This is a genomic window from Aridibaculum aurantiacum (genome assembly GCF_017355875.1).
In the GTDB taxonomy this organism is placed as follows: domain Bacteria; phylum Bacteroidota; class Bacteroidia; order Chitinophagales; family Chitinophagaceae; genus Segetibacter; species Segetibacter aurantiacus.
On record NZ_JAFEWC010000002.1, the window covers coordinates 407,336 to 418,469 of the forward strand.

The 11,134-nt window shown below is 43.7% G+C and carries 5 protein-coding genes; all 5 read left to right on the plus strand.

Going from position 1 to position 11,134, the window contains the following annotated elements:
* The first annotated feature begins 597 nt into the window (after window positions 1-597).
* Complete coding sequence (locus J4N22_RS13185; RefSeq protein ID WP_207495281.1) at window positions 598-1,950, plus strand: nucleotide sugar dehydrogenase; 1,353 nt, start codon at window positions 598-600, stop codon at window positions 1,948-1,950.
* A gap of 947 nt (window positions 1,951-2,897) precedes the next feature.
* Window positions 2,898-4,202, plus strand: coding sequence for a T9SS type A sorting domain-containing protein (locus J4N22_RS13190; RefSeq protein WP_207495282.1), 1,305 nt, complete (start codon window positions 2,898-2,900; stop codon window positions 4,200-4,202).
* 64 nt (window positions 4,203-4,266) lie between these two features.
* Window positions 4,267-5,154 carry a hypothetical protein gene (locus J4N22_RS13195; RefSeq protein WP_207495283.1) on the plus strand — a complete coding sequence of 296 codons (888 nt, stop codon included), beginning with the start codon at window positions 4,267-4,269 and terminating at the stop codon, window positions 5,152-5,154.
* 102 nt (window positions 5,155-5,256) lie between these two features.
* Entirely contained in the window at window positions 5,257-6,639 is a 1,383-nt protein-coding gene (locus J4N22_RS13200) for an undecaprenyl-phosphate glucose phosphotransferase (RefSeq protein ID WP_207495290.1), read from the plus strand.
* A 134-nt stretch (window positions 6,640-6,773) separates the two neighbouring features.
* A complete protein-coding gene (locus J4N22_RS13205; protein WP_207495292.1) occupies window positions 6,774-11,075 on the plus strand; it encodes a T9SS type A sorting domain-containing protein in 4,302 nt (1,433 codons plus the stop codon).
* Window positions 11,076-11,134: the final 59 nt, after the last annotated feature.

Below are 11,134 nucleotides of genomic sequence, written 5' to 3' on the forward strand. Positions count from 1 at the left end.
AACGGTCTGTTGAGGCTAAGAATTGGTTTAAGGTTTAAAGTGTGCGTTCCTAACACTAATCTCTGGTCTCTAACAAAAGGGAACGCGGATGGCGCAGGTTTGTGATGATGAGAGATGCTGGATACTAGATGCTAGATCGATGATGAGAGACGGTTTAAGGTTTAATGTTCAATGTTTAAAGTTGTGCGTTCTGACCACTGATCTCTGACAAGAGGGAACGCAGATAGCGCGGGTGGTTATGATGAGTTATATGGTTTTAGGATGCTGGATCGATGATGAGAGACGGTTTAAGGTTTAATGTTCAATGTTTAAAGTTGTGCGTTCTGACCACTAATCTCTGACAAGAGGGACGCAGATTGCGCGGGTTGTGATAATGGGAAGGAAATGATGAGTGATAAATGATGAATGATGCTAGATACAGGATGGTGGATCGATGATGAGAGACGGTTTAAGGTTTAATGTTTGAAGTATAATGTTGTGTGTTCTGACATCTGATTTCTGATCACTGATTTCTGATCTCTGATCTCCGATCGCTGATCACTGATCTCCCTTTCGACTTGTTTTTAATTTATAATTTTTCATTTTTAATTTATAACTGTGAAAATTGCAGTAGTAGGAACGGGCTATGTAGGCCTGGTTACCGGGACTTGTTTTGCAGAAACGGGCAACTATGTTTGCTGCGTAGACATTGACCAGCGTAAGATAGAAAAGCTGAGCAATGGCCAGATCACCATCTTTGAACCAGGACTGGAGAAACTTTTCCAGCGTAACCTGAAAGAAGAGCGCCTGAAGTTTACAACCAATCTTGCTGAAGGTATAGAAGATGCAGAAGTGATCTTCCTTGCGCTGCCTACACCCCCGGGTGAAGATGGTAGTGCCGACCTGAAGTATATCCTGAAAGTGGCTGACGATCTTGGTCACCTGATGAAGGATTATAAGGTGATTGTAGACAAGAGCACCGTTCCTGTTGGTACTTCTGAAAAAGTAACCAAGGCTATTGCTGCCAATGCTACTGTGGAATTTGATGTGGTAAGTAATCCTGAGTTCCTGCGTGAAGGCGTGGCGGTAGATGATTTCATGAAGCCTGACCGTGTAGTGATTGGTACTACTTCTGAGCGTGCTAAGAAGATCATGAACGAACTATATGCACCGTTTGTTCGCCAAGGCAATCCTATCATCTTCATGGATGAAGCATCTGCCGAGCTTACTAAATATGCAGCTAACTCATTCCTTGCAACCAAGATCACTTTCATGAACGAGATCGCTCGTCTGTGTGAGCTTGTAGGTGCTGATGTAGACCTAGTACGCAAGGGTATCGGTAGCGATGAAAGGATTGGAAAGCGCTTCCTGTTTTCTGGTATTGGTTATGGTGGTAGCTGTTTCCCTAAAGATGTAAAAGCACTGGTGAAATCATCAGAAGATGTGAACTACGACTTTAGAATATTGAAGGCAGTTGAAGATGTGAACGAAGACCAGAAGCTGTACCTGTTACCATACATCAAAGAATTCTTTGGTGGTGAATTAGCTGGTAAAACAATCGCCATCTGGGGACTAGCTTTCAAACCAAATACAGATGATATCCGTGAAGCACCAGCCTTAGTAATGATAGATGAATTGCTGGCTGCTGGTTGCACTATCAAAGCTTTCGACCCGGAGGCTATGAAGAACGTCCAGGAGATCTATGGTGAGAAGGTTCAATTTTCACAAGGTCAATATGAAGCGCTGGAAGGTGCAGATGCACTGATCGTTGCAACTGAGTGGGCTGAGTTCCGTACACCGGATTTTGAAAAGATGGAAACAAGACTGAAGTCGAAAGTTGTTTTCGACGGACGTAATGTATTTGATCTTGAGAAGATGGAAGAACTGGGATACTACTACAAGAGCATTGGACGCAGAACTGTGGTACCGGTAAACCTGGAAGAGGAATTGGGCGTGAAGAGGGGAAGCTAGGTGTTAGGCTTTAGGTGAAAGGCGTTAGGAGGATGTTGGATGCAAGATTTTGGATGCTGGATGGATGATGGGGACGGTTTAAGGTTTGATGTTTAAGGTTTGATGTTTGAAGTTTAAAGTTATGCGATCTGATTCACTAATCTCTACTCACCGAACTCTGATCTCTGACTTCTGATTTCTGACTACTCACAGCTCATGGCTCACAGCTGATCTCTGGAAAATGGAACGCAGATTACGCGGGTTGTGATGATGAGTTATGTGGTTTTAGGATGCTTGATGTGGGATACTAGATGCTGGATGGATGATGAGGGACGGTTTAAGGTTTGATGTTTAAGGTTTAAAGTTGTTTGTTGGACACTCGAATACCAACTTTACTGACCGCTGACCACTGACCTCTTACAATAGGAACGCAGATTGCGCGGGTTGTGATGATGATTTATGTTATTTTAGGATACTTGATGGGGTACTAGATGCTGGATGGATGTTGAACCACGAAGGCAAAGCGGCACAACGATAAACGACGGCCTGAAAGCTCAAAGCTGATAGCTGATACCTGACGGCTCACACCTGACCTCTGGCAAAAGGGAACACAGATTGCGCGGGTTGTTATGATGAGTTATGTGGTTGTAGGATACTTGATGCTGGATCGATGCTGAGAGACGGTTTGAAGTTTGATGTTTGAAGTTTAAGGTTTTTCGTTCTGACCACTGCCGTATGACCACTAACCACCAATCACTGATCTCCCTTGTTTATTTTTGACAGTAGCTCCTTTCATTCTCAAATTGCCGAATTTTCATATTATAAAATTGCCCTCAACCCTTCTCCCCGCTTATCATTTGATAAATTTCAATAATCTATACTCCAAAAGGGGTATAATTCGAAACAATTCAAATCTTTGCTAGGAAAATATAATTAACAAGCTCTATCTTGAGCCCAAATTGTGTGGAATGAAATTGGTGACCCTAAACCTAATTGCACTGGTAATGGTGTGTTGTGCCCATGCGCAACTCAACTTTACCTTCACCGCCTATCAAGGTACCTATACCCCTATTTCAGGGGGTATTAACGCTACACTTGTGCAGGCTCAACCTCCATATGCGGCGCATGATGAAGGTATAGCAAATGGTATACCAATTGGCTTCAATTTTGCCTACAACGACACAAATTATACAACAATTAGCGCCTGCAGCAACGGGTTTGCTTCTTTTTCTACTCTTTTACCTATAGCTAATCCCTCTACAGAAGATTATTATTCTGCTGATCTGGGTTATGGACCACTGCGCCCGGGTGCCCGTCCATTATTGGCCCCACTTTGGGATGATCTTGACCTTTTTTCTGCTACTGATATCAAGTACATTACTACAGGGACAGCACCTAACCGTGTCTTTACCATGCAGTGGAGTAGAGCTTATTTTGATATAACGGCTACAGAGCTGAATGTTGAGTTCCAGTTGAAACTTTACGAGACCACTAACAGGATCCAGTTTGTTTACCAGCGACTACCTGGTGAAGTGGGCATCAATCCCGGAGGTGCTATTGGTATTACAGCTAAGGCTACCGGTCCGGGTAATTATATAGCGCTTAGCGATGCATCTGCATCACCAATTGCATCGTCAACTACCAACTACTTCAATATTAAGAACCGCCCTGCGACAGGGCAGATGTACGAGTTCACACCTTTCAGCCCGCTGTATATTAACCTACTTAAGTTTCATGGCGAAAGGGTGAATAATATTCACCAGCTTACCTGGACCACGCAGGTCGAGATCAACAATACTGGCTTTGAAGTGCAGCGTTCTGTTGATGGGGTGATCTTTGAGAAGATCGGGTATGTAGCTTCCAAAGCCAGCGGTGGAAGTAGCACCTCACCCATAGATTACAATTTTGAAGACATTAAACCGTTAGTAGGTACAAACTACTACCGGTTGAAGCAGATAGATAGGAACAATCATTTCTCTTATTCAAGGACCATACTGGTGAAAGGTGGTTCCAAGGGCAGTTTTGCCATCAATATCCTGTATCCAAATCCTGCCACAGATCTTATCAAGATCGTACTTGCCAATGATGTTGCCGGGCCTATTGATATCATCGTTGCTGATGTTGCCGGTAAGGTGTACATCCAGCAACGTTCTGCTGCAATTGCCGGTGAGAACCATTATTCGATTGATGTTGCCAAACTAGCGAAAGGAATGTATTATTTAAAGGCAATAGGAGGTGATGGAGACATTACAGTTTCCAAGTTTATCAAGTAACCTGTGAAGACGCAAGTAAAAAATTTTGTAAATCAACTTTAAACATATATCTAAAACAACTGCAATGAAGAGATATCTACTAGTACTGGTTGTACTGGCTACTGCAAGTATGTCTATCGCCCAAAGTGATGGAGGGCCTCGTGGTAAAAAGCCGAAGAAGGCAAAAGGCAACCACTCAAACGGCCGTACTCAATTAGGCTTTGCCGGATCAAGTTCTGTATTGTACAGCGTGGACCTGGCAAATCCTGTATCTGCTGATGTGCCTGGGATAGCTACTGCTGAAAATTCGAGCAGCAGGGTAACCAGCACAACATTGATGACACCTACGGGATGGGGAAGCCGTGAAACCTTTGCTTTTGCTACTGTGGGTGGAACACCTACCCAAGTATACAACGATAAGCCAGATCTACTAGGCCAATTTGGAGCCGGTTTTGGTGATTATACTAAATGGGCCAGCGTTGTGGGTATCCTGAACGTGAACGACCTGAGCAAATTCAACAATCTTTCAGCCAGCATCATTGCCAGCCGTAAGGTTGGAACCAATGGTAGTGTAAGCGTAGGTGCGCTTCACCTTTTTGCTGATGCCTGGCTTACTGATGCGGGTGAAAGCTTTTACGCTGCCTATAGCCATGCGATCCGCAATTCTAAATTTAGCTATACAGTGGGTATCGGTTCGGGCCGTTTCTACGACAATAGTGAAAAAGATATTGAAACTGGTAAAAAAGCACATGGTACTGCTGTTTTTGGTAGCCTTGCCTACAGCATCACCAATAATGTGAACGTAAGTGCAGAGTGGACAGGCTTGAACCTGGCAATGTCCAGCTCAGTACGTATCAAGCCTAAATGGCCTGTTCTCACTTTTGGCGTGTCTGATATTACGCGTTTGTCTGGTGATAAACCCACCTTCTACGCGGGACTTGGACAGGCGCTTGTGTTCAACAGGAAGAAGTAGTCTTATTAATATAAGCTGAAATTACAGGGTATTACCTCTTATTAGAAATGGGGGTAATATCTTCGCCGCCCTTAAAACAAGCTGTTTAGCCAATAACCTTCTATGAATAGTCGCGCTTCTAATTTGTATCGTTTTTCATTTGCCTTGTTTGATATCATCAGCCTGAACGTGATATGTTTCCTGCTGCTGATGGTGTTGGAATCTGTGCCGGTGTCGAAACCTTATATCCTGTTTTTGCTGGTGGCAAATATTGCCTGGATATCCTGCGCTTATGTGAGTGCAGTATATATTGGTAAGTCAAGGCGACAGGATGGTTTCTTTAAGCGGTCCATCATGGCTTTGCTGGCTTTCTCTACTTTGTTGTTGTTGTTCATCGTTGCTTATAATTATTCGTATTCCCGCCTTTATGTATTTAGTTGTATGGGCAGCTTTGGTATTGTGCTGGTGGTAAGTCGCACCATAGCAATGGGCACTTCTCATTACCTGCAAAAGCAAAAGCCCTTCAGCAAAAAGATAGTTGTGGTTGGGTATAACGAATTGAGCAAGCGACTGGTGGACATCTATGGGGAGGGACAGAGCCGCCGCAAGTTTGAAGTAGAAGGTTACTTCGAAAGCGCGGAGAACGTAAAGGAGCTGTCTAAGTACCCGATACTGGGCGACCTGGATGAGGTGATCTCTTATTCACTTGAGAACAAGGTGCAGGAGATCTACTCAACCATTTCACCGGAAAAGAATGAGCATATCTACCAGATGGCACAGGAGGCTGAAAGGAATTTCATCCGCTTCAAGCTGGTTCCTGACTTTAGTTCTTTTGTGAACAGGAAGGTGTACATCGATTTTGAACGTGATATTCCTATTCTTTCTATGCGCCCCGAGCCTTTAGAAGAATATGATGGCAGGTTTAAGAAGCGTGTGTTCGATGTTCTTTTTAGTGCATTTGTTATCGTAGCTATATTATCGTGGCTGGTGCCCATCATTGCAGTATTTATCAAGCTTTCATCTAAAGGACCGGTATTCTTCAAACAGCTACGCTCAGGAAAGAACAACCAGCCATTCTGGTGTATCAAGTTCAGGACACTGCGGATGAATGATGAAGCAAACAGTAAGCAGGTAACAAGGAACGATAACCGGATAACGCGTGTAGGTAAGTTCCTGCGCAAGTCGAACCTGGATGAGATGCCACAGTTCCTGAATGTGTTCATGGGTGATATGTCGATTGTAGGTCCACGTCCGCACATGCTAAAGCATACAGAAGAGTACTCGCAGATATTGAACGAGTACATGATCCGTCACTTTGTGAAGCCTGGTGTTACGGGTTGGGCACAGATCAATGGATACCGTGGAGAGATCACCGAAAAGCGCCAGTTGCGCGGAAGAATAGAACACGATATATGGTATATGGAAAACTGGAGCATGTGGATGGATCTGAAGATCATCCTGCTTACGGTTTACAAAACAGTGAAGGGAGATGAGAAGGCGTTTTAGGATGTCTGATGTAGGATTTAGGGATTTCAGATTTGAGATTTCTTTTTTCAACTATCAACCATCAACTAACTCACTACTCACCATTCACTACTCACTTTTAATAAATATTTTTTTTGAATAATCAATCAGCCAAAATGAAACAGTTGTACCTAGCCCTTGTGGCGCTGGCACTCACATTTACGAGTGTACACGCCCAGATGAACTATCACTTTTCTGCGGTACAGGGAACATATTCTCCTCTTGTAGGAGGCATTGTTCCTACAGTTGAAAATGCGCAATCGATCTATGACACGCACGACGAAGGTTTTGCGAACAATATACCGATCGGCTTCAACTTTACCTATGAAGGGAATAGTTACACGCAGATCCATGCGAATACCAATGGATTTGCTGCTTTCCGACCATTTACGCAGATAACAGATCATGCAAACCATGACTATTATACTGCTGATCTTGGTTACGGACCTTATGGTAGAGCCACACAAGTAAGGCCTATATTGGCACCTTTGTGGGATGACCATGATCTATTTTCTACAAGTGATATCAAGTATCTGACTACAGGGACAGCACCTAACAGGGTGTTTACGCTGCAGTGGAGCAGGGTATACTGGGATGCTTCGGCTTCTCAATTGAACATAGAATTCCAATTGAAGTTGTATGAGACAACGAACGTAGTAGAGTTTCATTACAACCGTCTGCCAGGGGCACTGGGATCAAACCCTACTGCAGCTATTGGTATAACAAGTACAGGTACTGGTCCCGGAGCTTACATCGCTTTAAGTGATGCATCAGCTAATCCTACGGCTAGCCAGTTTACTAACTACTATAATATCAGCACTAAGCCTGCAACCGGCCAGGTGTATCGTTTTACAAGTCTTTGTGCAAATGATAATACCCCTCCGGTTATTTCAATGAATGATGTACAGGAGGTATTCAGTAATAGTAGTAATCCTACTTATTATCTAAGTCCATTCAACCTCGCTCAAATAACAGATAACTGCGATGTTAACCACTCCAATACGACTGTTACACCTACCAGTATTAACTGTAGCAGCCCTGGCGATGCAACCCGGCGAGTAGCCAATGTGGCGCCCTATGCACAAGGTAACCAGGCATTTTATGGCTCTTTAGGTACCCCATTTGAGGTAAAAAATCTTGGGGGTATTTACCTGACCAGTTTAGGTGCTTTTGATCACAATGGTGATGGTATTCGCGGAACACAGGATGGAGGTATACGCGTAGGAATCTTCGACGAGTGGGGCTTCGAGGTTGCGCAGACAATCATTAAAGGTAATGCAGAAGGTATAAGAGGTAATTATAGGTTCAAAGCAATTCATCCAGTGTTGTTACGTCGTGGTCGTTATGTAGTGGTAGCCAAAGGATATAATGATACTGAGTTGGCAGGTAATGCTGGTATCCATGGTGTTGGCAGTTACCCTGCAGGCGATTTGGGTGGTGGAGCTATTGCTTACTCAGGAACCAGCACCTACGGTAACAATGATAGTACTGGTGGCTTTACAGTGCCAACCAACGGTGATGCTACTGCTAACCGTTACCAGGCAGGTACTTTTGAATACTATATTGGTGGTGGAGGAGAAACTACCCTATTCACGATTAGGGCTGAAGACATAAATGGTAACCCGGCTCAAAAGCAAGGCTATGTTACATTATATTGTAATCCACTAGACTGTACTAACGACACTATCGCTCCGGTAGTTACAACGTTAAATACAAGTATTCATACAAATTCTAATGGAGTTGCTACAATCAATAAGTTCGATGTAATCGACAATGTGACCGATAATTGTAGTATTCATTATGATAGCGTATTCGTTAGTCAAACACAGTTCACTTGCAACAATCCTGTGGGAGCTGATGCGACACTTCGCCAGGCTGCAAGTAGCAATACTTCTACAGGTAATCAGGACTTTGGCGGTGAACTAGGTATTCCTTTCACAGTGAATGCTGCCAATGGTATCGTGATCAACAGGCTGGCAGCTTTTGATCATAACGGTGACGGTATCAACGGAACCATCAATGGTGGTGTACGGGTAGCAATATTCTCCCTCAATGTGATACCATTTAGCAAGTATGCTAACCTGGATGTTACAATTGTAGGAAATGCAGATGGTATATCGGGCGGGTACCGTTATAAAAATGTATCGCCAGTACATCTTCCTCCTGGAAATTATATAATAGTTGCTAAAGGTTACAACGCTAACGAGTTGAATGGAAACCTGAAGATCACAGGAACCAACACCAACAGCAATGTTGACCTAGGTAACGGTGCAATCAGCTTTACTGGAAACAGCCGCTATGGTGAAGCAAACCCTGCAACCTTTACTTATCCTTCTAATCCTGACAGTTATCCTAATCAATACCTTGCTGGTTCCTTCTTCTATAGCAAGCCAGGAAGCCAGGATTATACTGTGACTGTAACTGCAAAAGATAATGCTGGAAATATCGGCCAGGCAACAGCAACCGTTACCGTAATATGCAGTGGTCAACTTGATCCTTGTGCAAATGATGTAACACCGCCTACAATTGTTAGCAAAGACATCACTGTAACAGCCGGTTCTAATGGTTCAGCTACTATTCAGCCTTCTGATGTAATTGAATCTGTTACTGACAACTGTGCTGTGAACACAAATTCATATAGTGTAACACCTTCAGTATTTACTTGTACAGGTGGTGGCGATGCTACGCCTCGTCGTCCAATCGTTTCCCCTTCTAACCAGGGTAACCAAGCGTTCACTGGTGAATTGGGAACTCCGTTCAGAGTTAATGGCGCAGGTATTATGATCAATCAACTTGGTGCATTTGATCACCTGGGCGATGGTATCAATGGTACACAGAATGGTGGTGTTCGTGTTGCTATATTCAATGCTAACACACGTTCTATTGTTCAAGGTCTTGATGTGATCGTATCTGGAAACGGTGAGAATTTCATCAATAACTTCAGGTTTGTTAGGGTTAACCCTGTTATGCTACCAATGGGTGACTACGTAGTAGTTGCTAAAGGGTATAGCAGCAACGAGATGAATGGTAACGCTGCCATTGCAGGTATTGGTAGTTATCCTGCCGGCGACCTGGGTAATGGTGCAGTTTCGTACAATGGTAACAGTATGTATGGTGCTATGAATAGCAACAGCAGCTTTACCTACCCTGGTAATCCTGATGGTACACCTAACAGGTATCTTGCCGGTAACTTTATCTATAGCATTCCTGCAGCGGATACGGTAACGGTAACTATTACTGCACAAGACATAAATGGAAACACAGGTCAACAGACAGCAAGAGTGGCTGTGATCTGTCCTCCTGCTAATCCTTGTACAAATGATACTCAAGGTCCAACTATTGTTCCTAAAGATGTAACTGTAAGGGCAGATGCAAATGGAAATGCAACCATCCAGGCTTCTGATGTGGTAGAGTCTGTAACAGACAACTGTACAGTAAGCTCAATCCAACTTAGCCAAAGCCAATTTACTTGTTCAGGCGGTGGTGGTAGTAGTTCACCTACACGCCAGGCTATTGTTGCTCCAACATCTACAGGTAACCAGGACTTCTACGGTGCTATGGGTACACCATTTAGCGTGAACGCTTCAAGTGGTATCGTTGTTAACCAACTGGGTGCATTCGACCATAATGGTGATGGTATCCAGGGAAGCATCAGGGTAGCTATCTTCAACACTTCTACAGGTTTGATCGTACAAGGTTTGGATGCAACTATCTCTGGTTTGGCTGATGGAGTTGTGGGTGGATTCCGCGTGAAGAATGTAACTGGAGTGTTCTTACCACAAGGCAATTATATAGTAGTGGCTAAAGGTTTTGATGGAGTAGACATGAACGGCAATGCGGCTATCGGTGGTTCTGGTAGTTATCCTGCTGGTGACCTTGGTGGCGGAGCAATCAGCTACAATGGTCCAAGTGCGCACGAGTTAAGTAATGACTTCAAAATTCCTTCTAACCCTGACGCTACTTCGAACAGGTACCTGGCTGGTTCATTCAGCTACAGGATACCTACTCCTGATACTTACCAGGTAACGATCACAGCTACTGATCCTTCTGGTAATCAATCTACAGCTACAGCAACAGTAAATGTGGTTTGTCAGCAAGGTGGAGCCAGAACAACTTCAGAGAAGCAAGCAATTGTTTCCCTGCAGGAAGTGGGTAAGTCGAACGCTGTTAGGGTTGTTCCTAATCCTTCTAACGGAAGATTTACACTACAGCTTGCTAACCTTTCTGTACAGAAAGTAACAGTACAAGTGTTGACACAAAGTGGAATGCTGGTAGAACAAAAAGCAGTTAACCTTACAGGTAACACAGCTCTGCTAAGCGTACCATTTGATCTTACAAGACAACCAGCAGGAATGTACTTTGTAAAAGTTATCTCTGCTGATGGTGTACAAACACAGAAAGTGGTTATTCAACGATAAGATCTCAAAGGTCTTTCAATCATACAAAAGAGGCTGCCCGCAAGGCAGCCTCTTTTTGT